This is a genomic window from Streptacidiphilus sp. PAMC 29251 (genome assembly GCF_054208735.2).
In genome coordinates this window covers 4,481,187-4,504,342 of sequence record NZ_CM135725.2, presented here as the reverse complement: position 1 = coordinate 4,504,342, position 23,156 = coordinate 4,481,187, and the positions used below count along the sequence as shown (strand labels likewise).

General features: G+C 70.5%; 23 protein-coding genes and 1 pseudogene. 16 read left to right on the top strand and 8 right to left on the bottom strand.

The window, feature by feature from the left end:
* Positions 1-102: 102 nt before the first annotated feature.
* The 5 genes from ACXKR8_RS21105 (at position 103) to ACXKR8_RS21085 (ending at position 4,515) form a co-directional block, all read left to right on the top strand.
* The gene (locus tag ACXKR8_RS21105) at positions 103-567 is read left to right on the top strand and encodes a DoxX family protein (protein WP_458274432.1); all 465 of its coding nucleotides are present in this window, start codon (positions 103-105) and stop codon (positions 565-567) included.
* A gap of 54 nt (positions 568-621) precedes the next feature.
* The gene (locus tag ACXKR8_RS21100) at positions 622-1,050 is read left to right on the top strand and encodes a Zn-ribbon domain-containing OB-fold protein (RefSeq protein ID WP_458274431.1); all 429 of its coding nucleotides are present in this window, start codon (positions 622-624) and stop codon (positions 1,048-1,050) included.
* A gap of 753 nt (positions 1,051-1,803) precedes the next feature.
* Positions 1,804-2,655 carry a L,D-transpeptidase family protein gene (locus ACXKR8_RS21095; protein ID WP_462100618.1) on the top strand — a complete coding sequence of 284 codons (852 nt, stop codon included), beginning with the start codon at positions 1,804-1,806 and terminating at the stop codon, positions 2,653-2,655.
* 171 nt (positions 2,656-2,826) lie between these two features.
* Positions 2,827-3,762, top strand: coding sequence for a beta-ketoacyl-ACP synthase III (locus ACXKR8_RS21090; RefSeq protein WP_458274429.1), 936 nt, complete (start codon positions 2,827-2,829; stop codon positions 3,760-3,762).
* A gap of 171 nt (positions 3,763-3,933) precedes the next feature.
* Entirely contained in the window at positions 3,934-4,515 is a 582-nt protein-coding gene (locus ACXKR8_RS21085) for a suppressor of fused domain protein (RefSeq protein ID WP_458274428.1), read from the top strand.
* A gap of 77 nt (positions 4,516-4,592) precedes the next feature.
* On the opposite strand, the gene ACXKR8_RS21080 is transcribed toward ACXKR8_RS21085, so the two are convergent.
* From ACXKR8_RS21080 to ACXKR8_RS21065, 4 genes are all read right to left on the bottom strand, one after another.
* A complete protein-coding gene (locus ACXKR8_RS21080) occupies positions 4,593-5,015 on the bottom strand; it encodes a hypothetical protein (RefSeq protein ID WP_458274427.1) in 423 nt (140 codons plus the stop codon).
* Positions 5,012-5,290, bottom strand: coding sequence for a ribbon-helix-helix domain-containing protein (locus ACXKR8_RS21075; protein WP_458274426.1), 279 nt, complete (start codon positions 5,288-5,290; stop codon positions 5,012-5,014). The genes ACXKR8_RS21080 and ACXKR8_RS21075 overlap by 4 nt, the downstream gene beginning before the upstream one ends.
* Positions 5,291-5,742: 452 nt before the next feature.
* Positions 5,743-7,047: an MFS transporter gene (locus ACXKR8_RS21070; protein ID WP_458274425.1), complete on the bottom strand. Its 1,305-nt coding sequence runs from the start codon at positions 7,045-7,047 to the stop codon at positions 5,743-5,745.
* Positions 7,048-7,154: 107 nt separating this feature from the next.
* Positions 7,155-7,622 carry an NUDIX hydrolase gene (locus tag ACXKR8_RS21065; protein ID WP_458275046.1) on the bottom strand — a complete coding sequence of 156 codons (468 nt, stop codon included), beginning with the start codon at positions 7,620-7,622 and terminating at the stop codon, positions 7,155-7,157.
* Between the two features lie 372 nt (positions 7,623-7,994).
* Between ACXKR8_RS21065 and ACXKR8_RS21060 the strand changes: the two genes are divergently transcribed.
* The 3 genes from ACXKR8_RS21060 (at position 7,995) to ACXKR8_RS21050 (ending at position 10,145) form a co-directional block, all read left to right on the top strand.
* Positions 7,995-8,201, top strand: a complete 207-nt coding sequence (locus tag ACXKR8_RS21060) for a hypothetical protein (RefSeq protein WP_462100617.1) — start codon at positions 7,995-7,997, stop codon at positions 8,199-8,201.
* 257 nt (positions 8,202-8,458) lie between these two features.
* Complete coding sequence (locus ACXKR8_RS21055) at positions 8,459-9,892, top strand: dicarboxylate/amino acid:cation symporter (RefSeq protein ID WP_458274423.1); 1,434 nt, start codon at positions 8,459-8,461, stop codon at positions 9,890-9,892.
* A gap of 82 nt (positions 9,893-9,974) precedes the next feature.
* Positions 9,975-10,145 (top strand): hypothetical protein, encoded by a 171-nt coding sequence (locus ACXKR8_RS21050; protein WP_458274422.1) that lies wholly within the window; start codon positions 9,975-9,977, stop codon positions 10,143-10,145.
* Positions 10,146-10,219: 74 nt separating this feature from the next.
* Here the strand turns inward: ACXKR8_RS21050 and ACXKR8_RS21045 are convergent, their stop codons facing one another.
* Complete coding sequence (locus ACXKR8_RS21045) at positions 10,220-10,612, bottom strand: VOC family protein (protein ID WP_458274421.1); 393 nt, start codon at positions 10,610-10,612, stop codon at positions 10,220-10,222.
* Positions 10,613-10,760: 148 nt separating this feature from the next.
* Here ACXKR8_RS21045 and ACXKR8_RS21040 point away from each other — a divergent pair, with 148 nt between their 5' ends.
* A complete protein-coding gene (locus ACXKR8_RS21040) occupies positions 10,761-12,176 on the top strand; it encodes an IS1380 family transposase (protein ID WP_458267506.1) in 1,416 nt (471 codons plus the stop codon).
* A 133-nt stretch (positions 12,177-12,309) separates the two neighbouring features.
* On the opposite strand, the gene ACXKR8_RS21035 is transcribed toward ACXKR8_RS21040, so the two are convergent.
* The gene (locus tag ACXKR8_RS21035) at positions 12,310-13,404 is read right to left on the bottom strand and encodes an ISAs1 family transposase (RefSeq protein ID WP_458266617.1); all 1,095 of its coding nucleotides are present in this window, start codon (positions 13,402-13,404) and stop codon (positions 12,310-12,312) included.
* Positions 13,405-14,285: 881 nt separating this feature from the next.
* Here ACXKR8_RS21035 and ACXKR8_RS21030 point away from each other — a divergent pair.
* Complete coding sequence (locus tag ACXKR8_RS21030; protein ID WP_458271150.1) at positions 14,286-15,575, top strand: ISL3 family transposase; 1,290 nt, start codon at positions 14,286-14,288, stop codon at positions 15,573-15,575.
* Between the two features lie 48 nt (positions 15,576-15,623).
* The gene (locus ACXKR8_RS21025) at positions 15,624-16,970 is read left to right on the top strand and encodes a PucR family transcriptional regulator (protein WP_458274420.1); all 1,347 of its coding nucleotides are present in this window, start codon (positions 15,624-15,626) and stop codon (positions 16,968-16,970) included.
* Between the two features lie 167 nt (positions 16,971-17,137).
* Here ACXKR8_RS21025 and ACXKR8_RS21020 read toward each other — a convergent pair whose 3' ends face one another.
* Positions 17,138-17,341: a cold-shock protein gene (locus ACXKR8_RS21020; protein ID WP_034088937.1), complete on the bottom strand. Its 204-nt coding sequence runs from the start codon at positions 17,339-17,341 to the stop codon at positions 17,138-17,140.
* A gap of 239 nt (positions 17,342-17,580) precedes the next feature.
* On the opposite strand from ACXKR8_RS21020, the gene ACXKR8_RS21015 reads away from it, so the two are divergent.
* The 5 genes and pseudogenes from ACXKR8_RS21015 to ACXKR8_RS20995 all read left to right on the top strand — a co-directional run bounded on the left by ACXKR8_RS21015 (position 17,581) and on the right by ACXKR8_RS20995 (position 22,675).
* Positions 17,581-18,453 (top strand): menaquinone biosynthetic enzyme MqnA/MqnD family protein, encoded by an 873-nt coding sequence (locus ACXKR8_RS21015; protein ID WP_458274419.1) that lies wholly within the window; start codon positions 17,581-17,583, stop codon positions 18,451-18,453.
* A gap of 34 nt (positions 18,454-18,487) precedes the next feature.
* Positions 18,488-20,185: a serine/threonine-protein kinase gene (locus ACXKR8_RS21010; RefSeq protein ID WP_458274418.1), complete on the top strand. Its 1,698-nt coding sequence runs from the start codon at positions 18,488-18,490 to the stop codon at positions 20,183-20,185.
* A gap of 84 nt (positions 20,186-20,269) precedes the next feature.
* Positions 20,270-21,483: pseudogene (gene mqnC, locus ACXKR8_RS21005) on the top strand (cyclic dehypoxanthinyl futalosine synthase).
* A gap of 15 nt (positions 21,484-21,498) precedes the next feature.
* Complete coding sequence (locus ACXKR8_RS21000) at positions 21,499-21,903, top strand: imidazolonepropionase-like domain-containing protein (RefSeq protein WP_458274416.1); 405 nt, start codon at positions 21,499-21,501, stop codon at positions 21,901-21,903.
* Between the two features lie 31 nt (positions 21,904-21,934).
* Complete coding sequence (locus ACXKR8_RS20995) at positions 21,935-22,675, top strand: demethylmenaquinone methyltransferase (RefSeq protein WP_458274415.1); 741 nt, start codon at positions 21,935-21,937, stop codon at positions 22,673-22,675.
* Here the strand turns inward: ACXKR8_RS20995 and ACXKR8_RS20990 are convergent.
* A complete protein-coding gene (locus tag ACXKR8_RS20990) occupies positions 22,644-23,060 on the bottom strand; it encodes a hypothetical protein (RefSeq protein WP_458274414.1) in 417 nt (138 codons plus the stop codon). The two genes, ACXKR8_RS20995 and ACXKR8_RS20990, sit on opposite strands and share 32 nt — an antisense overlap.
* Positions 23,061-23,156: the final 96 nt, after the last annotated feature.

Here is a 23,156-nt window from a genome sequence, read left to right as displayed (position 1 = left end):
GGAAGAGGGCGGAGACCGTCCCGCCCCTTGCGCCAGGCTCCGCGCATACGCTGAACTGACGGAACGTCAGAAAAACTCCGACCGCCACCAGGGAGTCCGTCCATGCAGGTCGTCCACACCTACGGGCTCAGCGCCGCCCACTGGCTCGCCCTGCTGCGCATCGGCCTCGGCCTGTGGTGGCTGGAGAGCTGGCGGCACAAGGACAAGAAGGGCTGGCTGCAGCGCGGCACCGGCATCGACTGGGCCAAGGGCGTGGCGGCCGGCCACCGCTGGCCCTTCGTCGGCCGTTCCTTCGACCGGATCGTCGCGCCCCGGCCCAAGCCGATGGCTTATGTGGTGGTCTTCGCCGAACTCGCCCTCGGCCTCGGCCTGACGGTGGGGCTGCTCACCCCGATCGCCCTGGCCGCCGGGCTGCTGCTGAACCTGCTCTACCTGGTGCTGATGATCCACGACTGGGCCGAGCAGGGGCAGAACCTGATGATGGCGATGATCTCCCTGGTCGCGCTGCTGGCGATGAGCTGGCAGGCCTGGTCGCTGGACGCGGTCTTCCATCTCTTCGGCGCCTGAGAGTGCCCCCTGCCCATGACCGTCACTTCTTCGGCGCCTGAGGGAGCCCCTGCCATGACCGTTGTCGACCGCCCCGAGCCCGACGCCTTCACCCGCCCCTACTGGGAGGCCGCCGCCCAGGGCCGGCTGCTGCTGCGCCGCTGCGGCGGCTGCGGCCGTGCGCACCACTACCCGCGCGAGTTCTGCCCGTACTGCTGGAGCGAGGACGTCGGCTGGGAGCAGGCGTCCGGCGAGGCCGTCCTCTATACCTGGTCCGTGGTGCACGCCAACGACCTGCCGCCGTTCCGGGACCGGCTGCCCTATGTCGCGGCCGTGGTCGACCTCGCCGAGGGGCCCCGGATGATGACGGCGGTCGTGGACTGCGACCCCCTGACGCTCTGTGTCGGCCAGAGGTTGCATGTGACCTTGCCCACAGAGGTTTACGCAGCTGAGGCCGGCTCAGGGCCGGTCGCCGCGCCCGTCTTCCGTCCGGCTGACCGTTGATGATCGCCGGTCGCCCCGGGCCGGGCATGGGGCAGGAGGGTGCTGCGGGAGTGTGAGGGCATGGTGATGACGGCGCTCCGGTTCCTGTGTCGGGTCACCCGATGGGGGTACCGTGACGCTGGAAATGGTTGCGCCGACTGAGGTGCGACCGGCCCGTGACAAGGAGTGACCGGAACGCCACCAGCCCCGCCCTGCTGACCGCAGCCACCCCACCGGACGCGCCCCCCACCCTGCGAGGAACGAACCGTACATGTCGAGTCACCCCAACCCTTCCGGTCAACCCAGCTCCGCCGACGGATACAGCTCCGGTGAGGGCGGGTACGGGTACGACGGGGCCGGCTACGGCGGGTACGGGGCCGGCTACGACGGGTACGGGCAGGGCGAGCCGTACGGCGTTCCGTACCAGCCCGCGGCACCGACCAACGGTGGTTACGGATCCGGCTACGGGCAGGCAGGCTTGGGGCAGCCGAACTTGGGGCAGGCGGGGTACTACCCGGCTCCTGAGCCCGACCCCTCCTACGCGGAGCAGACCGGCTACGCCCAGCAGCCGTACGGCCAGTACCAGCCGCAGCAGCAGCCCTACGGGCAGTACACGCCGCCGGCCGACCACATGGGCTACACCGACTACACCGACGACCTCGACCCGGTCTACGCCGAGGCCCCGCCGCCGCTGCGCCCGCACCCGCCTCGCTGTCCGCGGAGCGTCCCGGCGGCCCCGCCGCCCGTCCCGAGGCCCGTGTCGGCTCCCGCGCGGTGTCCCGCACCGGCACCAGGACCCAGGTCCGCGCCGCCGCGAAGGCCCGTGCGCGGCGCAAGCGCCGGGTGCGCAACGGCTTCCTCGGCGTGGGCTCGGTCGCCGCCGTGGCGGTCATCGCCGTGGCCGGCTTCCTGCACCCCGAGCCGACCAGGGCCGCCGCCAACGCCGCCGCGTCCCCCACCGTCGACAGCGGGCGCAGCAGCAGCGCCCCCGCCGACGCCTCGCGCTCGGTCACCCGGCCCACCCCGACCACCGCGCTCAAGCAGCTCCCCGGCCTCGGCGCCTCCTTCCGCGCCAAGGTCCCGGCCAATGCGCAGCAGGTGCTGCTGGTCACCGGCACCGGCAAGAACGCCAACACCTCCACCGCCGTGCTGTACACCCGTACCGCCGACGGCAGCTGGCTGCCCGGCACGTCCTGGGCCGCGCACAACGCCAAGGACGGCTGGACCGCCGACCACATGGCCGGTGACCTGCACAGCCCGATCGGCGTCTACAGCCTCACCGACGCGGGCGGCCTCGATGCCAACCCCGGTACCAAGCTGCCGTATCTGCACTCCTCCGCGTTCAAGGCGCTGGGGACGGGCTTCGAGGGCGAGTCGCTCGCCGACGCCTTCGACTACGTGGTGGCCATCAACTACAACCACGACCCCGGCACCAGCCCGCTCTCCGCGGACCGCCCGATGGGCGCCTCGCGCGGCGGCGGCATCTGGATCCACGTGGACCACGGCGGCCCGACGCACGGCTGCATCAGCCTCTCCAAGGCGAACATGGCCATACTGCTCAGGGATCTCGACCCGTCGAAGCACCCGGTCATAGTCATGGGCGACGCGGCCTCGCTGCGCGCCTGACCTGCGGAGACACCGGGTCCGACCGGGGCTGTCTCATCAAACTCAGTACTGGCCCTTGCCCTGTGGGGGCCAGCCCCCACAGGGGAGTTGTCCGAGCCCTACAGCTACATCGCCCGGATACTGTCCCTGGCAGCCTCCGGTGACCCACGGGTAACCGGCTTGAGTGGAGACATGACTGGTTCCCGCATCGTCGCGCTCGGCCACTACCAGCCGCCGAAGGTCCTCACCAACGACGACCTCGCCAAGCTGGTGGACACCGACGACGAGTGGATCCGCAGCCGCGTCGGCATCCGTACCCGGCACATCGCCGAGGACGAGACCGTCGCCGACCTCGCCTTCCGCGCCGCCGAGAAGGCCCTCGCCACCAGTGGTTTCGACGCGTCCACGATCGACCTGGTGGTGGTCGCCACCTGCTCCGCGATCGACCGCAGCCCCTACACCGCGGCCCAGGTCGCGGGCCGGCTGGGGATCGCCACCCCGGCCGCGTACGACATCAACACGGTCTGCTCCGGCTTCTCCTACGCGCTGGCCACCGCCGACCACGCGATCCGCGCGGGCGCGTCCACGCGGGCGCTGGTCATCGGCGCTGAGAAGATGTCCGACACCCTCGACTGGACCGACCGCACCACCTGCGTGATCTTCGGCGACGGCGCGGGCGCGGCGGTGATCGAGGCCTCGGCGGAGGCGGGCATCGGCCCGGTGGTCTGGGGCACCGACACCACCAAGAGCGACGCCGTCCGCATCGACGGCTGGGATCCGACGATCACCCAGCAGGGCCAGTCCGTCTTCCGCTGGGCCACCACCCAGATCGCCCCGCTGGCGCGGCAGGCCTGTGAGAAGGCCGGGATCACCACGGCCGAGCTGGAGGGCTTCGTCCCGCACCAGGCGAACCTGCGGATCATCGACGCCATCGCCGCCAAGATCGGTGCCCCGAACGCGGTCGTCGCCCGCGACGTCATCGACTCAGGCAACACCTCGGCGGCGTCCATCCCGCTGGCCCTCTCCAAGCTCGTCGAACGCGGCGAGCTGCGCTCGGGCGCCCCGGTGCTGCTCCTCGGCTTCGGCGGCGGCCTCGCCTACGCCGGCCAGGTCGTCCGCTGCCCGTAGCGGACAGAGGAGAGCGGGGGAGCCTGCACCGACAGTTCACGGGGCGAGGTCATGACGAGTGGAGTGATCGTCCCACTCCCACAGCTCATCCGAGAGTGAGAGCTACGCCGAGGACAGCGCCTCCGAGCTCAGCTGCTACCAGGCACTCAGGCACATGAGATCATCGCCGCCATGTTCGCAACGAAACGCAGGCAGCAGGCCATATCGGGCGTCGAAGCCCACGTCCGCCATTTCTTTGCGGGCCACACGATCGAGGCCCACGACTACGAACTCGGCCCCGGACGGCGCGACGCAGTTCCAGGACTCCGCATCATCGTGGCCGGTCCAGGCCCCCGGACTGATAGCTGGGCCTACGTCACCGCTGGTTGCTGGTCAGCGGTGGAAAGGAACGGCCACGGCCTGGAGTTCGTCCTGACGTCCCCAGGCGGCGATGAGAGCTTTGTCGATCTCGCCGCAAAGATCGCCTACTACCACGCAGGCCACCACCTTGATCTTGAGCACAGCATGCCGATCGGCGAGCCCTGGGTTCCCGGATCCACTTGCGACCACCTGCTGGTCAGCCTTCCCTACCTGCATGGCCCCGACCTGGAGCAGTGTCCACTGCCCGACGGCCACGCCCGTATTCTCTGGACGCTGCCGGTGACGGCCGCCGAGATCACGTTCCGTCGCGAGCACGGTCACGAAGCGCTGGAACAACTCTTCGACGAGCACGAGATCATTCCGACTGACCCGATGCGCGCTTCAGTCGTCTGACCTGTGGGTCTCTACGATTGCAGGGATTGATACTTACTCAGACGTATCCGTGGGTGAGTGCAAGCCACGCAGTTGGGTCAGACCTTCTTGACCACAATATGGGGTGGAAGCAGCTTCTCCAGGTCGTCCACGTCGGAGGTGAAGACGGTGACTTGGCCGCGTTGCGAGATTGCGACGACGGCGAGCATGGCGGCGATGGCGTATTTGTGGCCGTGCAGTTTCGTATCGGCCAGCAGCCTGCGGGCCCGTCGTGCTTCCTCCTTGCCGAGATCGGCCACCTTGACCCGGGAGAGCACCCAGTCCCATCGCTGCTCGGTTGTCCTGCCGTCGTACGCCTCGACCAGTGTCATGGGGGAGGTGATGACGTCGGCTTCTCCGCGTGCGGCGATGTCGAGCCAGCCGATCATCGTGCGGTCCCCGCGGACGGCTAGCGACAGCGCCTCGCAGTCCAGCACGAAGACACGGAGCGGCTTCGCCTGGTGGTCGCGCTTCGGCGTCATGCGGCCTCGCCGGCGCGCTTGGCAGTGGCCGCCTGACGGCGCGCGTGCTCGGCATCAAGATCGTCCAGCGCGTCGTAGGAAGCCGAGCGCTCGGAGTCGGTGACCGGCCCATGCTCCTCTTCGAGCCACTGCACGAGCTCCAGGAGCCGGTCCCGGTCACGCTTCGCGCGCAGCGCCTCAGTGACATAGGCGGAGATGCCCCGCTCGTCCGCCTCTGTGCGGATCTCGTCGAGGAGATCCTCGGGGATGGTTACTGTGACCTTCTTAGATGCCATATAGGCAACCATACTCGCCGTATATGTGGCCTGCCATGGGAATCGGCTGGGTGTTCTCGGCCTTCCAGAGAGCCGCATTCGGATGGCGTCGAGGGGGGAAGCCGTGTGGCACATCGCAGTCGCCGTGAGCGCCGCGATTCTTGCCGCTGCTCTTGCGCCCTGCTCACCAGCGGACTGCTGACTCCCGCCGGGGCCCAGTGCCCTGGAGGAAAGCGACGTCGGCCAGCACGCCTAACGCGAGCTGGGGCGCCATCGAGCACCAGGTCGCTGCCCAGCGCCCATCGTGCACCTCGCTGCCCACAACGTTCAGTGCCGCCGCTCGCTGCCGACTTCACCGGACCATCCGTGGTCAAGAACCTGCTCGGCGGTTGAGGCCAGGGCTGGCGTCGCCTGTTGGGGCCGGCCCAAAGCCTGTTCCAGCGAGGGGCGACGGCGGACCACCCGGTCGTGGCTCAGGCCGCCTGCGTGGCCTCCGCGTCGGCGTCGGCATGGGCGTCGGCGTCGGCCTCGGCTGCCGACTGGACCGCTGCGGCGGCTGAGCCTGCGGCCAGGACCCGCCGTGAGGCGAGCAGCAGCAAAGCTCCTGCCGCGATTCCGCCGACCGCTACGGCCGCTGCTCCGCGCAGCGAGTGCGAGACCACGACGCCGGAGACGGCGGAGCCCAGGGCGTTGCCGGTGGCGAAGAGGGTGACCAGCCAGGCGAAGGCCTCGGTGGTGGTGCCCGTCGGGGCCAGCTCGGCGATCAGGACGAACGCGGCGGCCAGCAACGGGGCCAGGCCCAGGCCGGAGACGAACGCGGCCACGCCCATCGCGCCGGGTCCTGGCACCAGCAGCAGCGGCAGATAGCAGAGCGCCATCGCCCCGGCCAGGGCCCAGGTCCGGGTGGCGGTCGGGGCGGTCCACCGGATCGCCCCGTAGCCGAGGGCGCCGAGCAGCCCGGCCAGCGCAGCCAGCGCGAGCAGCGCGCCCGCTCCGCCGGGGATGCCGGGGTGGGACTGGGCGTAGGCGACGAAGAGGATGTTCTGCGCGCCGACGGACCAGCCGGTCCCGGCGAAGGCGAGCAGGAGCAGGACCAGCCCGGGGGAGCGCAGCGGACCGAGCCAGCCGCTGCTGCCCTTGCTGCCGCTGCCCTTGCCGTCGCTGCCTGTTGACGGTCCGTCAGGAGCGACGCGCACCGGCGCCCGCCAGGCGCGGGCCGGGGCCGCGGTGGCGACGGCGAGGGTGCCGACCAGGCCGAGGCCCGCGGCGAGCCACAGCGCGGCGGACGGGCTGCCGACCGCGGCGACTCCGGCCACTAGCAGCGGCCCCGCCACGTACAGCACCTGCTGGGACGCGGAGTCCAGCGCGTACGCGGTCTCCAGCGCGGCGGGGGCGACGATGTCGGGCCAGAGCGAGCGCAGGCACGGTTCCAGCGGCGGCATGGCCAGCCCGGCCAGCGCCGCGCCGGCCATCGCGGCGGCGGGGTCGCGCGGGTCGACGGCCAGGATCGCGTAGCCGCAGGCGGCGACGGCGGCGGAGGCGAGCAGCACCCGCGGCTGGCCGACCCGGTCCACGGCCCGGCCGAGCACCGGGCCGCCGATCGCTGCGGCGACCGCGTAGGCGGCGGTGGTCAACCCGATCTGGGTGTACGCCGCACCCGCCGCGTGCAGCGAGAGCGCGACGGCGACGACGGTCATCCCGGCGGGCAGGCGGCCGACCAGAGTGCCGAGCAGCAGACGCGCGACCTGGGGGCTGCGCAGGACGGTGAGGTAGCCCACGAAGGCCGGTCTCCTCGGGTGGCAGGGAGCGGGGGACTCTTCAAGTTATACGTATAACTGACCGATGGCAAAACCCCCGCCCGTGATCACGACCGGTGCCTCGTGGCTCAGTGCTGGATCAGGCCGCCGATGGCGACGGGAGGGACGTGGCCGGTGGCTGGAGCGGTCCGCGCCAGGGCGAGGCCGATGTCGACCAGCGATGACCGGCGCAGGCAGGCGGCGTCGGGGATCGGAGTCCAGATCGACTCGGCGATTTCGCCGTTGGGCTCAGGCCGGAGTCGGCCCCCGGTGATGCGGACCCGGTAGAAGATCCCGACATTCTGATGCTCAACTCCCGTACGCGCGACGGCCGAGGGGATCACCCTTGAGTCCACGCCCAGTAGGCGTTCGACCGTCGCGTCGTATCCGGTTTCCTCGGCAACCTCCCGGATCACGGCATCGAACGGATCCTCCGCGTGCTCGACCCTGCCGCCCGGAAGAGTCCAGTTGCTTTCGCCCTTCGGTGACACATGGCGCGAGAGCAGCACTCGCCCGCCCTCAATGCACACGGCGTACGCCGCCAGCCGGAAACTCATCCCCATGACCCCCTCCCGCCCTGAGCACAGCATCCGCCAAACCTGTCTCTCCTTCCGTTTGGGACGTTCTGATCGCTGCGGTTGTCACTTTTTGGTCGCCCTCCTTGGTGGCATGGCTCGAAGTGGGGCGCACAGGGCCGGTTCTTGACGGCGTACGCCCAGGGGCGCGTGGGGGAGGCCGTGCAACCTTGTTGCCCCCTGCCCCGTCGAGCAGGATCGCGGGTGCCAGAACTTCGGCGGTGTACGTATCTGCTCCCCGGAGGACTTCCATGTCTGATCCGCTCGTCCAGATTCAGATCAACGGCGCGAACCTCGCCATCATCAACCAGCCCGGACGGCTCGCTCGTCCTCACCGACCAGGCCAGCGGTCTGGTGCTCAGCGACGCCAACACCACCGCCGGTGCAGGCTTGGACCGGCCGTCGTCGGCGGTGATCGCCCCGGACGGCTCCGGGCTCCCGGTCACCTCCTGGAACCTCGTCGGGTACTCCGACGGCGACGGCGACGACGCCACCGCCCGGCGTGACTCCGACCACCGCACCTCACCTACGCTGCGTTGTCACATCAAAGCATTGCTTTGAGATTCCCAAAGTAAGAATGCTAGGGTCGTTCTCATGTTCGCCCCGACCACGCACCCGCAGCACGTCCTGAGCCCCCGGCTCACGGCGCTGACGTCTGCTGCTGCCTGCGTGTGTTGTCGGCAGGCGGTGCGCACCTCCCCCCGGTCCGTCTGACCGCAGCGCGCTGCCCATCGCCCCACGCCGCCCCGCCCTTCGGCCGTCCGTCCCCCTGTTCTGTCCGGGACGTGACCCGGCCCCGCACTGGAGCCATCCCACCCATGAACTCCCGCACGCCCTCCTCTCCCACGCCTTCGCAGCCCGCGCCGCCGCCGTCCTCCGGACCCTCCTCCTTCGGCTCCCTGCTCGGATCGTCCGCCGCGTCCTTCTTCCGCCGGATCCGGCGGACCCCCTTCTGGGCGCAGATCCTGCTCGGACTGGTCCTCGGGGTCGCCCTCGGCTTCGTCGCCCGTGAAGCCGAGGTCGGTTGGCTCACCACCACGCTCACCCAGATCGGCACGATCTTCGTCCAGCTGCTGAAGCTGGCGGTCCCGCCGCTGGTGTTCACCGCGATCGTGGTCAGCATCGCCAACCTGCGGAACGTCAACAACGCCGCACGGCTGGCCGCCCGCACCCTGCTCTGGTTCGCGATCACCTCGCTGATCGCGGTCAGCATCGGCCTGCTGATCGGCGTGCTCACCAACCCCGGCCACGGCACCGGACTGACCCCGCACGACGGCTCCAAGCTGACCGACGTCACCGCGTCCTGGACCGACTTCCTCACCGGGCTGATCCCGACCAACATCGTGGACTCCTTCGTCCAGATGAACGTCCTCCAGATCGTGTTCCTCGGCATCGTCTTCGGCATCGCGCTGCTGAAGGTCGGCGAGGCCAAGGGCGCGCCGTTCCTGAAGCTCACCCAGTCCGTGCTGGACCTGGTGCAGACCGCGCTGTGGTGGGTCATCCGGCTCGCCCCGCTCGGCACCCTCGGCCTGATCGGCAAGTCCGTCGCGCTGTACGGCTGGAGCCTGCTCAGCCCGCTCGCCACCTTCACCGCGGACGTGTACGTCGGCTGCGCCATCGTGCTGTTCGGGGTCTACTCGCTGCTGCTGCGCTTCGTCGCCAAGGTCAACCCGCTGGACTTCTTCCGGGGCGCCTGGCCCGCGATCCAGCTCGCCTTCGTCTCCCGCTCCTCGGTCGGCACCATGCCGGTCACCCAGCGCGTCACCACCCGGCTGGGCGTCCCGCGCGAGTACGCGGCCTTCGCCGTCCCGTTCGGCGCCACCACCAAGATGGACGGCTGCGCCGCGATCTACCCGTCGCTGGCGGCGATCTTCGTGGCCCAGGTCTACGGCATCCACCTCGGCATCGCCGACTACCTGCTGATCGCCTTCGTCTCGGTGATCGGCTCCGCCGCGACGGCCGGACTCACCGGCGCCATCGTGATGCTGACCCTGACGCTGTCCACGCTGGGCCTGCCGCTCGAAGGCGTCGGCCTGCTGATCGCCATCGACCCGATCCTCGACATGATGCGCACCGCCACCAACGTGGCCGGCCAGGCCGTCGTCCCGATCCTGGTCGCCGCCCGTGAGGGCATCCTCGACCGCGAGGCCTTCGCGGCCCCCAAGCCCGACTTCAACCTCGCCGAGGCGGACGTGGAGCTGGAAGCCGCCGAGGCTGCCGACGCCGAGGCCCGGCCGCTGGTCACCGCCTGATCCAACAAACGTCATGGCCCCGACTTCTACGATGAGGTCGGGGCCATGGCACCTGTTCGGGCTGCAGTCGGAGGAGAAGCAGATGAAGTACGTCAGTCTCGACGCCAGGGTCGGAGCGTTGACTGGCGTTATCAGCGCGTTGGGCTATCTCGCGCGCCTGCCTGCCCTGGCTGAGGAACTGCCCTGGGGAGCGCGGGCGTTCGCCACCGACACCGGGCACTACGACTTCCACGGACAGCGGTGCATGACCTGAATGCGTCCTGGATCTCAGCCGACTGCTCGGGATGACTCGCTCCGCTCGGTGACTGGTCGCTTCCTGGGCACCGGTCAGCGCAGGGCGAGCCATTGTTGGAGTTCGATCAGGTTGCCCTCGGGGTCCTGCAGGTGGGCCACGCGGATGCGGTCGCCCATGGGGGCCGGCGGTTGGGCGAACTGGGTTCCGCGGGCGGTGAGTTCGGCGTGGGTGGCGTCGAGGTCGTCGACGCGGAGGACGATCAGGGCGCGGTAGCCGGTCGGGGGTGCTGCCAACTGGTCCAGGACCTGTGCCATCGTCGCGCGGTCCTGCAGGGCGATGGCGGCGTGGCCGGTGTCGGGGGTGAACTTGGCGTACGGGCCGTCCTCCGCATCGAACTGCGGCTTGAGGCCGAGGACGTCGCGGTAGAAGCGGTAGACGGCCGGGAAGTCGGACACCAGGAGGCGTATCTGGCCTCGGTGATTCACGAGCCCTTGGCGTGTGGTGACTGAGCGTCACCTGGATGCAGAGACGGTGCCCCTACCTGCAATGATGCGAGTTATCTAGAAACGTATCGTCGCGAGGTGGGGCACCGAATCCGTGGGGAAGAATACTGGACGTCTGACCGATCTGGCCATGTCGGCTGACAGGAGGCGGCAGGTCGGGCATGCGGGTGGGGTGCATCTGCAGGTGCTGGCCGAGCGGGCGGGGCTGGCAGGGGCGCTGACGCAGGCGATGCGGCGCCCGGGTTTCCGGCCGGGGCACGAGCGGGGGCGGGTGCTGGTGGACCTGGCCTGCGCGATCGTGCTGGGGGCGGTGGCGATCGGCGACATCGCGGTGCTGGAGCATCAGCGCGAGGTGATGGCGGGCGGCCCGGCGGTGGCGTCGCCGCCCACGGTGTGGCGGGTCCTGGACGAGGTTGGCGAGCTGCAGGTGCGCCGGGTCGCCCGGGCCCGGGCGACGGTGCGCCGGCAGGTGTGGTCCTGGCTGGAGAACCGGCCGCAGGGGTTCCCGTGGATCGTGGTGGACGGTGCGGCGCTGACCGGTTGGACGGTGATCGACTCCGATGCCACGCCGGTGGCCTGCGCCTCGGAGAAGGAGGGCGCGGCCGGGACGTACAAGAAGGGCGTCTACGGCCTGTGCCCCATGATCGCTTTCTGTGACAACACCGGGGAGATGCTCGCGCAGGAGCTGCGTCCCGGCGACGCGGGCTGCAACAGCGCCGAGGACAACATCGCCTGCTTCGCCGCCGCGGTCGAGCAGCTGCCCGCCGCCTACCGCCGCAAGATCTTGTTCCGGATCGACGGGGCCGGGTTCTCCCACGGGCTCCTGACGTGGATCGCGAAGGCCGGTGGCCGTCGCCACCCCTCCTTCACCTGGCAGTACTCGACCGGCTGGGCGTTCACCGACCGTGAGATGACGGCCGTGACGGCGCTGGACGAACTGGAGAAGCAGGAGCGCAAGCAGGGCCGTTCGGTGTGGCAGGCCGCCCTCGACGCCGACGGTGCCGCGCGTGAGGACGCGCAGGTCGCCGACATCACCGGACTGCTCGGCGACCTCTCGCTCTGGCCGCCCGGGCACCGGGTGATCGTGCGCCGCGAACCGCTGCACCCGCGCTACGTCAAGGACGCCTCACCCTACGAGCTCGAACACGGCATGCGGCTGCAGACGTTCGCGACCAACACTCCCGACCGTCAGGCCTCATGGCTCGATGCCCGCCACAGGACTCACGCCCGGGTCGAGGCGAAGATCCGCGACAGCAAGGACGCGGGCCTGAACCGGTTCCCCTCGCGCCACATGAAGGTCAACCAGGCGTGGCTGCTGGCCACCGCGCTGGCCTGCGACCTCCGCAACTGGCTCCAACTCCTCGGCTGTGAGGGCGAGATGGCCAAAGCCACCCCAAAGACCCTGCGCTTCCGCTTCCTGCACGTGCCCGCCGTGATCGTGCGCGGCCAGCGCAAACGCACCCTCAAGATCCCCAGAACCTGGCCCTGGGCGAACGCGGTCGTCCAGGCCTTCCGCCGCCTCATGGCCCTGCCCTACCCAACCTGACCTGGGCAAACCGCCCAGCAGAGCATCGAGAGGAGGCCGACCCGCAGTCCCCGGGCCCGTGGAACCCGGCGCCACCGACGCGACAGTCGACGCGCAGCCCTACCCGGCGACAGGGCTGTTGCAAGGTCGGATTTCATGGGTGAACGTGCAGGTCAGTAGGGATGCCGAAGAGTTCGAGCGGGGCTGTGTGGGGCGCGAGGGCCATGGCTCGACGTGCATCGGCGATGGAACTCCCGCTCCTGCGGAGGAAGTTCATGGCGACTGACCTCAAGGTGGCCATGTTCTGGGCTCCGTGGCGGGTGCGGATGCGGGAGGCGTCCTCGCCGAAGGCAACATCACGAACGTAATGGATCTTGTTCTCCACTCCCCAGTGGCCGCGGACGTAAGCCCCGATCATCTGCGGGTCGGCCTGCGCCGACGACAGGTCCGTGATCACGTACACCGTCTCCCGCGAACGCTTCCCGGTCTTGCTGTCGGTGCGGTGCCGAGTCAGCCGGGCCACCTGTCGCAGGTGCGGAAAGTCGAGATCGTTCCAGGTCACGGCCTGGATGATGCGGGTCTCCACCCGGCCGTGCGCTCGGACCGTGGACCGGGAGGACGTGCTGACCCGTTCCCAGGGCACCGCCCGGCACGCCGTCCACAGCTCGGGCTGGTTGCGCTTGACCGTGAAAACGTAGTGTGCACCGAACTCCTCGACCAGCACCCGGGCATGGTCACGCTGCGTATGCAGAGCATCCGCCGTCACCACCGCCCCCGCCAGGTCCAGCACCGACAGCAGCGCCGCGAACCCGGTGATCTCGTTCGTCTTGTCGGGAACCCGCTGCTGCGCGACCAGTGTGCCGTCCTGCACTATCGCCCCGAGTACCGTCACCGCCTGCCCGGCCTGGTCCCGCGAGCCCCGCAGACATTTGCCGTCCACCGCCACCTCCCGCGCCTGGACCGCAAAGGCTCGCAGCAGCCCCTCCAGCCCGCCGGGCATCACAGCACCGACTACCCGGCGGATTGTGGACGCACTCGGCGCCCTGACCAGCCCGAAGACCCCGCAGCGGCGCAATCCGAGCCGCTCCAGCGTGGACGCCGGCGCCGCGGCCGCCCACTGCCCCATCGCCCGGAACGACTCGAACCGGCACGACAGCGCGCACAGCGCGACCAGCAGCACCGCACCGAGCGGATACTGCCGCCCACGCGGATCACGCGGGTCACGCAAGCCGTTGACCAGCGCGAACACCGTGGCACCAGGCGACACGCTCCCCGCGCCCCATGGAAGCCGACTGGACATGGCAGACTCAGGAATCACCGAAGCTCCGTTGTTTGTCGAGGACTTGTGAGGTCATCGACCACAACGGAGCTTCGTCTATCCCGGACACGGCACGCTGACCAGCGAGTTCACAAGATTACCCGACCTTGCAACAGCCCTGTACCCGGCGAAGCCCGCCAGGCAGAGCAAAAGCGACAACCCGGGCACACGATCAACGGGCCGCTGCGGTGAAAGATTCAGGCTGGGTGAGCTCCATGCCTCCTTTCTAGTCGATCTCCGGCGACATTTTCGGGGTGATCGCGCATTGCCTGACTGCGGGCGGCCTGCGGCTGGACTTCGGCCTGACTGCGGGCGGAGTCCGGCACCGTGACCGGGTCGAGCCCGCGCGGGTGGCCAGCGCCGCTGCGGGGCCGGAACGTTGACACGCTGGTGACAAGCGGCAGATACTGCGAGCCAGGCAATCCACGTTGCCTTTCTTGAAGGGATTGTGCGCAGATTCTTCACGTCGGGGGGATGTGAATCTTCGGAATCTGCCACCGAATGCTGGCAATTGTCAGAACCGCCTCGGTGGCAGGCCGATTCCGGTCCGGCGCAGGAGGTTTCATGCCCGCTGTGGTGCCCGCGAATGCGGGTCTTCGAACTTGATGGGTCGTCAGCGGCGTGAGGCCATCTGTTCGTGACGCTGGGTGATGATGTGAGGGTGCTGGTACCCCGGACGCAGGGAGCCCGCAGGGCTTCGTGATCATGGTTCTTGTCTAGAGAACCAACCACGGAACACCTGCGGGCTGAACATCAACGATACCTGTACCGATTCGGACGCGACGCTGCTGCTGGGCCTGGAGGGTCTGGGGGTGATCAGGGTGGAGGAGGCCGGTGCGGTTCTGGTCGTGCACGTGGCAACCGTGGACGGATCCGCGCGGGCATGCCCGGGGTGCGGGGTACTCTCCGGTACGCGCAAGGGTGGCCGCGTCACCAGCCCGCGCCAACTGTCCTACGGTGGGCGGGCGGTGGATCTTCGCTGGCACAAGTCCCGATGGCACTGCCGTGAGCGACTGTGCCCGCGCTCCTCGTTCACCGAACAGGTCCGCCAAGTTCCGGCCGGGGCCCGGCTGACCGACGTGCTGCGACGCGAGGCCGGACGCGTGGTGGCCGACGGCGGCCGAACGGTCCTCCAGGCCGGCCGCGACCTGGGCATCTCCTGGCCCACCACCCAAGCCGCCTTCGAACAGTACGCCGAGCTCGTCCTGCCTGATCAGACGCCCGCAACCGAGGCCGTCGGCATCGACGAGACTCGCCGGGGCAAGCCGGTGTGGCGGGAGAACCCCGAGACGGGCAGGTGGGAGCTGGTCGCGGACGCCTGGCACATCGGCTTCGTCGACGCGGTCGGCGGCCAGGGCCTGCTCGGGCAGGTCGAGGGCCGCAATGCCGCCTCCGTCGCCGCCTGGCTCACCATCCAGCCCGGGACCTGGAAACAGCAGGTCAAGTACGTGGCCATCGACCTGTGCGCCACCTTCCGCGCCGCCGTGCGCACGGCCCTGCCCCACGCACGGATCGTCGTGGACTGCTTCCACGTCGTCCAGCTCGCCCAGCGCCACCTCGCCGACCTGCGCCGCCGCCTCACCTGGAGGCACCACGGCCGCCGCGCCCGCAAGGGCGACCCCGTCTGGAGCGTCCGCAAGCTCCTGCGCCGCAACAAGGAAGACCTCACCGCCGAAGAACTCGCCACACTCACCGGCGAGTTGACCGGCATGGGCACCTACGGCAAACAGATCCTCGACGGCTGGCGAGCCAAGGAGCTCCTGCGCGATCTGCTGCGGCTCACTGCCAAGCACGCCCACGTCCTGCCCGACCGCTCCGCGGTCTCCGCCGCCCGCTACCGCTTCCAGGCCTTCTGCGCCGACCACCCTTACCTGGTCGAGCTCGTCACTCTTGCCGAGACGGTCGATCAGTGGTGGGACGGCATCGAGAACTACATCAAAACCGGCATAACGAACGCCGCATCCGAAGGGAACAACCGCGTGATCAAACTCGAAGCCCGCAAGGCCTACGGCTTTCGCAACCGCCAGAGCCAACGCCTGCGATCACACTGCGCAACCACCCGAAGGGCACGCGGCAAGCTGATGACCCATCAACTTCGATGACCCGCGAATGCCCCCTTGGTCCCGCCCGTGACGCCCGTGAACGACCGGGTGAATTCCTTTGTACGGGACCGGCCCTGGGCCGTGCTTCCGCACGGGCTCGCGGCGCTGATCAGAGCGGAGAATGTACGGCTCGGCCCGGAGATCGTGCATGAGATAAGGCGGCAGATACCCGAGTACGCACGCCCGTTGGGCGGCGGGTTCGGGCTCGGCATCCAGCGCGGAGCGGCCCGCGCGCTGGCGCAGTTCGCCGAGCTGATCGCGGACGACGAGGCACCCCCGGAGGAGTCGCTGCAGGTGTACCGGGCGCTGGGCCGGGGGGAGTGGCGCGAGGGGCGCAGCCTGGACGCGCTGCAGGCCGCCTACCGTCTCGGCGGCCGGCTGGCCTGGCGACGGTACGCGCAGGTGGCGCGGCGGGCCGGGATGCCGCCGGCGGCCACGGCGGTGCTGGCGGAGGCGATCTTCGCGCACATCGACGAGATGGCCGCCGCCTCGGTGGAGGGGTACAGCGAGGCCAGGGCCGATGCGGTCGGAACGCTGCGGCGCTCCCGCCGCAGGCTGGTGGAGCTGCTGACCGAGGGCGCCGCCCTGCCGGTGCTGGTCGAGGCCGCGCGGTCGGCGCGCTGGGAGCTGCCGACGCAGCTGGCCGCGGTGGCGCTGGTGCCCGGCGGCGGATTCCACGGCGCGGGCAGCGCGGGCAGACCCGCCGGGGCGGGCAAACTCGGCGGCTCAGGCAACGCAGGCGGTGCACATGGCGCACACGGCGCACACGCGGCAGGCAACCCCGGCAGTCTGGGTAGCTCCGGCCCGGAGGGCTTTGCCGCGGTCGCGGCCGGGCTGCGGCCGTTGCTGTTCGTCCTGGCCGAGCTGGACGGTCCTGAGCCCTGCCTGTTCCTGGCCGATCCGGAGCAGCCGGGGCGCCGGGACCAGCTGGGGCGGGTGCTGGCCGACCGCCGTGCCGTGCTCGGGCCCACCGTTCCGCTCGCCCAGGCCGGGCAGTCGCTGCGCTGGGCCCGTACCGTCGCGGCCAAGGCGGCGGCACACGGGGCCGCCCTCGGCATGGTGCGCTGCGACCAGCGACTTTCCTCGGTGCTGCTGCTCGGGGACGAGGAACTGGTAAGGCTGCTGGCCGCGCGTCGGCTGGCCCCGCTGGACGGGCTGACCGAGAAGCGCCGCCGCCGGCTGGAGGCCACCCTGCTGGTGTGGTTGCAGAGCTCCCGCGGCAGCGCGCCCGAGGTCGCCGAGCGGCTCGGGCTGCACCCGCAGACCGCGCGGCAGCGGATGCGCAGGCTGGAGGAGCTGTTCGGCCCGGCACTGACGGATCCGGACGCGCGCTTTGAGATCGAACTCGCCCTGCGGGGGCGGGAGTTGATGGACGGTCCGATCGAGGCCGAGTAGGTGCGGGCAAGCCCGACAAGTAAGCGCGGGCAAGGGCAGGAAGAAGGCAGAGGGCCCGTCGTCGCTGCAGCGGCGCGGGCCCTCTTGGGGGCGGTGCTGTGGGAGCCACCTGACGATCAGATGCCCCGACCGGGTCCGGTCAGGCGCTGGTGATCATTGGTTGGATGTCAGACCGGGGTGACGTTCTCCGCCTGCGGGCCCTTCGGACCCTGCGTGACGTCGAACTCCACGGGCTGGTTCTCCTCAAGCGAACGGAAACCGCTCGCGTTGATGGCGGAGTAGTGGACGAAGACGTCGGGGCCGCCGCCGTCCTGGGCGATGAAGCCGAAGCCCTTCTCGGCGTTGAACCACTTGACGGTTCCGGTCGCCATACCGTTCTCCTTGCGAGGGACGTAAAGGACACCACACCTCGTGATGCCCGGTCCGCTGCGCTGATCGCCCCGCCTTCAGGTACTTCTTTGACAAAGCGCTGAAAACTACACAAGCCCGCGGTCACATGCTCCGCAGGCTTGAGTACTGCATGGGAAATCAAACTGCAACTGCGGAGACCCTAGCACGCAGTTCCGGGCCCGGCCAGGGAAGATCTCAGGCTCCGGTCTACTGTGCTGGTGTGGACACTTACACCGAGCGTGACGGCGACCCCGACAGCGCGACCGGGCGTAGCCGGCCCCGCGTGGGACACATCCAGTTCCTGAACTGCCTCCCCATCTACTGGGGCCTGGCCCGTACCGGCACCCTGTTCGACCTCGACCTGCACAAGGACACCCCGGAGCGGTTGAGCGACCAGCTTGTGTCCGGAGACCTCGACATCTCCCCGATCACCTGCGTCGAGTACCTGCGCAATGCCGACCAGCTGGTGATCCTGCCCAATATCGCGGTGGGCAGCGACGGGCCGGTGCAGTCCTGTGTGATCGTCAGCCAGGTGCCGCTGGAGCAGCTGGACGGTCGACGGGTCGCCCTGGGCTCCACCAGTCGTACGTCTGTACGGCTCGCCCAGCTGCTGCTCGCCGAGCAGTACCAGGTCCAGCCCGACTACTACACCTGCCCGCCCGACCTCGCGCTGATGATGCAGGAGGCCGACGCGGCCGTCCTGATCGGCGACGCCGCGCTCCGGGCCACCATGCACGACGGGCCCCGGCTGGGCCTGGAGGTGCACGATCTGGGTGCGATGTGGAAGGCCTGGACCGGGCTCCCCTTCGTCTTCGCGGTGTGGGCGGTCCGCCGCGACTTCCTGGCCCGCGAGCCGGAGACCGTGCGCGAGGTGCACCGCGCCTTCCTGGACTCGCGCGACCTGTCCATGTCCGAAGTCGACAAGGTCGCCGAGCAGACCGCCCGCTGGGAGCTGTTCGACCAGGAGGTGCTGCGCCGCTACTTCGCCGAGGCGCTGGACTTCTCCTTCGGCGAGCGGCAGCTCGCCGGGATGCGCGAGTTCGCCCGGCGGATCGACGCGAGCACGGAGCACGTGGAGGTGCTGGAAAGCTGACGGATCATCCGGCCGGCGTCCATGATGGTGTGCCATGGAACCGTTGGGGGCGGGAGATCCGCGGCAGATAGGTGCGTACCGGCTGCTGGGGCGGCTCGGCGCGGGCGGAATGGGCCGGGTCTACCTCGGGCGGACGGCGGGGGGCCGTACCGTCGCGGTGAAGGTGGTGCGGTCCGAGCTGGCCGACGACGGGGACTTCCGGGCCCGTTTCCGGCAGGAGGTCGCGGCGGCCCGCCGGGTCGGAAAAGTCTGGACGGCGGCGGTGCTGGACGCCGACACCGAGGGCGAGCAGCCGTGGGTGGCCACCGGCTACGTCCCTGGCCCCGGCCTTGACGCCGCGGTGCGCGAGTTCGGGGTGCTGCCGGCGCCGTCCGTGCGGATGCTGGGCGTCGCGCTGGCCGACGCCCTGGCGGGAGTCCACGCCACCGGGCTGGTGCACCGGGACCTCAAGCCGTCCAATGTGCTGATCACCCTGGACGGGCCGAGGCTGATCGACTTCGGCATCGCCCGGGCGCTGGACGCGGCGACGGCGCTGACCCGGTCCGGCTATGTGGTCGGCTCGCCCGGCTACATGTCGCCCGAGCAGGGCGCGGGGGAGCCGGCCGGTCCTGAGAGCGATGTGTTCTCGCTGGGCGGGGTGCTGGCCTTCGCGGCGACCGGGGTCGGCCCCTTCGGCGACAGCGCGAGCGCGCCGGTCCTGCTCTACCGGGTGATGCACGAGCCGCCCCGGCTGGACGGGATGGCCGCGATGGCGGACGGGCCGCTGCGCCAGATCGTCGAGCGCTGCCTGGCCAAGGAACCGGGGGACCGGCCGACACCGCGCGAGCTGCGGGAGGCGCTGGGCGGGGTCGTCCCCTCGGACGGCTGGCTGCCGCCGCTGCTGGTCGCCTCGGTGGGGAGGCGGACGGCGGAGCTGCTGGATCTGGAGACGGTGGGGGAGGGGGTCCCGGGGCCGGGGCAGGCGTCGGGGCCGGGGCCGGGGCCGGGGTTCGGACCCGCGCCGGTGATGAACCCCACGCCGTGGCCCCAGCCGTATCAGCAGCCGCAGCAGATGGGTACGGGCGCGGTCTGGGACGCCGTGCCGACCGGGGCGGAGCCACCGGCCCCGACTGCGGCCCGGCGGCGGGCCCCCGCGGTGGTCGCCGGGGTGGTGCTGGTCCTGCTCGCGGCCGTGCTGGTGCCGCTGCTGCTGAATCACAAGAGCAACCACGCGAACGCCACCGGCGGCGGACCGACCACGGCCGCCTCCACCGCGACCCAGCAGCAGCCCACCACAGCCGCCAGCAGCGGCGACGACGGCACCGGCACCACCACCGGCGCCGTCCCGTCCTCCCCGCCCCCCGCGCCGTCCCCCGGGCCGAGCGAGCCCAATGCCGTCCCCGCGGCCTTCCTGGGCACCTGGACCGGGGTGATGACCACCTCGGACGGGCTGCTCAGCGAGCCCACCTCGATCACCATCCGGCCGGGGCCGGCCGGGGCCGAGAACACCACCAGCATCACCACCGTCGCCGGGGTCGCCGGGGCGGCCTGCCTCGGCGGCGAGTCGCTGGTCTCCGCGACCGCGACCTCGATCACCTTCCACGACCGGCTGCTGAAGGGCAGCTCCACCGGCCTCTGCACGGCCGGCACCGGGACCCAGCTGTTCACCCTCAACCCGGACGGCACCCTGCACCACCGCGACGACGACCCGGGCAGCGGCACCCCCAGCGGGGACTTCCACAAGGTGGGGTGAGGGGCTGGCGTAGTCTGGGCGACGAACCGCCAGTGACAGAACACGCCAGTCGCTGAACACCGCCGAAGTGAGAGGACGCCCGAGGTGCTTGAGACCGCCCAGCCCCAGGAGACGGATCTGCAGGCTGTCCTCGACCGGGCCGCGGCCGGGGGCGGATCACCCCGGAGGAGGCGCTGGACATCTACCGCCGCGCCCCCCTGCACGCCCTCGGCCGGGCCGCCGACGCCGCGCGCCGTCTCCGCTACGCCGGGACCGAGCACATCGCGACGTACATCATCGAGCGGAACATCAACTACACCAACGTCTGTGTGACGGCCTGCAAGTTCTGCGCCTTCTACGCGGCCCCCAAGGACGTGGAGAAGGGCTGGTCCCGCGACCTCGAGGAGATCCTGCGCCGCTGCGCGGAGACGGTCGAGCTCGGCGGCACCCAGATCATGTTCCAGGGCGGCCACCACCCCGACTACGGCGTGGAGTACTACGAGCGGGCCTTCTCGGCGATCAAGAAGGACTATCCGCAGCTGGTCATCCACTCCCTCGGCGCGTCCGAGATCGAGCACATGTCGCGGATCTCGGGCGTCACCGCCGAGGAGGCGATCCGCCGGATCCACGCCGCCGGGCTGGACTCCTTCGCGGGCGCCGGCGCGGAGATGCTGCCCGAGCGCCCCCGTACCGCCATCGCGCCGCTGAAGGAGTCCGGCGAGCGCTGGCTGGAGATCATGGAGATCGCCCACGGCCTGGGCGTGGAGTCCACCTCCACCATGCTGATGGGCACCGGCGAGACCAACGCCGAGCGGATCGAGCACCTGCGGATGATCCGCGACGTGCAGGACCGCACCGGGGGCTTCCGGGCCTTCATCCCGTACACCTACCAGGCGGAGAACAACAAGCTCAAGGGCCGCACCCAGGCCACGCTGTTCGAGTACCTGCGGCTGATCGCGGTCGCCCGCCTCTTCCTCGACAACGTCGCCCACATCCAGGGCTCCTGGCTGACCGTCGGCAAGGAGATGGGCCAGCTGACGCTGCACTACGGCGCGGACGACCTGGGCTCGGTGATGCTGGAGGAGAACGTGGTCTCCTCGGCCGGGGCCAAGCACCGCTCCAACCGGATGGAGCTGATCAACCTGATCCGCTCGGCCGGACGCGTCCCCGCACAGCGCGCGACCACCTACGAGCACATCGTGATCCACGACGACCCGGCGAACGACCCGGTCAACGACCACGCCTACTCGCACATCGCCTCCACCGCGATCGCCGGCGGCACGGCGCACCCGGAGCTGAAGCTCCTCAACGCCAACTGACGCGGCGTCACCGAGTTGCTGACCCTTCATATCGCGGCGGAGCAGGGCGTGGCCGTGGACGGTGAACTGATCGCCGCGATCGGCCCGGCGGCGGAGCTCGAAGCGGCGTACCCGACGGCCCGGGTGCGCCGCTGGCGCGGCACGCTCGGCCCGGGGCGGCTGCACCAGGGGCCGCTGCCGGACGCGCCCAGCGCGCGCGAGCAGGTGCACGCACTGCTGCGCGCCGGCGCAACCGCCGCGCTCCCCGAACACCTCACCGACCCCGCGCTGCGCGCCGCAGCGAGCCGCAACGGGCTCGCCGCCACCGACCGGGCGCCGGTCCTGGCCGTGGGCGCCCGCGCCGACCTCGCGGTCTTCGCCGAGGACGGCGAGTGCCTGGCCACCGTGCTCGCCGGGCGACTCGTCCACCGCCGTGCGTGAGCCGCACTTCGGTGGGTGAACAATGGGGGGCGTGACCCGAGCCTCTCTGGACAAGCAGCCGCACGAAGTCGCCTCGATGTTCGACGACGTGGCGGCCAAGTACGACATGACCAACGACGTGCTCTCGCTGGGCCAGGCCCGGCTCTGGCGCAAGGCCGTCGCCCGCGCGGTGGACGCGCGGCCCGGCGACCGGGTGCTCGACCTCGCGGCCGGGACGGCGACCTCCTCGCTGCCCTTCGCCGAGGCCGGTGCCACCGTGGTGCCCTGCGACTTCTCGCTCGGCATGCTCCGCGAGGGCAAGCGCCGGCACCCCGAGCTGCCGCTGACGGCCGGGGACGCCACCCGGCTGCCCTTCGCCGACGGCGTGTTCGACGCCGTCACCATCTCCTTCGGCCTGCGCAACGTCCAGGACACCGACGCCGCGCTGCGCGAGCTGCTGCGGGTCACCAAGCCGGGGGGCCGGGTGGTCATCTGTGAGTTCAGCCACCCCACCTGGCGGCCGTTCCGCACCGTCTACAGCGAGTACCTGATGCGGGCGCTGCCGCCGGTCGCCACCGCGGTCAGCAGCAACCCGGACGCCTATGTCTACCTGGCCGACTCCATCCGCGCCTGGCCGGACCAGCCCGCGCTCGCCGCGCTGCTCCAGCAGGCCGGCTGGGTCCGGGTCGGCTGGCGCAACCTCACCGGCGGCATCGTCGCGCTGCACCGCGGCACCCGGGCCGCCGAACAGCTCCCGAAGACTAGGAACGGGCCGACCCCTCCGGCCAGATGACGTGGACGTAGGTGCCCCGGGCGCGGGCCCGGGAGACCGCGTCGGCGAGGGCCGAGCCGGGCTCGCCGTCCCAGACCGCGACGAGTTCGTCGACCAGGCCGAGCAGGGACTCGATCGGGTCCAGGCCGGGGGCGAGCCGGTGCACGGCCCGGGCCCGGCGCAGCAGCGGGGCCGCGGTGGGCGAGGTCGGCGCGCCGAGGACCTCCAGCGTGCCGCCGTGCTCCAGCAGGGCGTCGGCGAACCAGGTCTCCGGGCCCTCGCCGAGCGGGCTCACCCCGACCAGGCCGTAGGTCTGGTAGCCGGTGAGCAGTTTCCACAGCTCGCCGCGGACCAGCATCTCGGTGATCTCCGAGAGGCCGGTGTGGCCCATAACTCCGATGTGCATCAATGCTCCTGGCTGAGACCGACCGGTCTGATCCGGTTCTGATCCGGTTCTGATCTGTTGGGGGATCCGGATCAGGGTAGGCCGCATCTCCTAGAC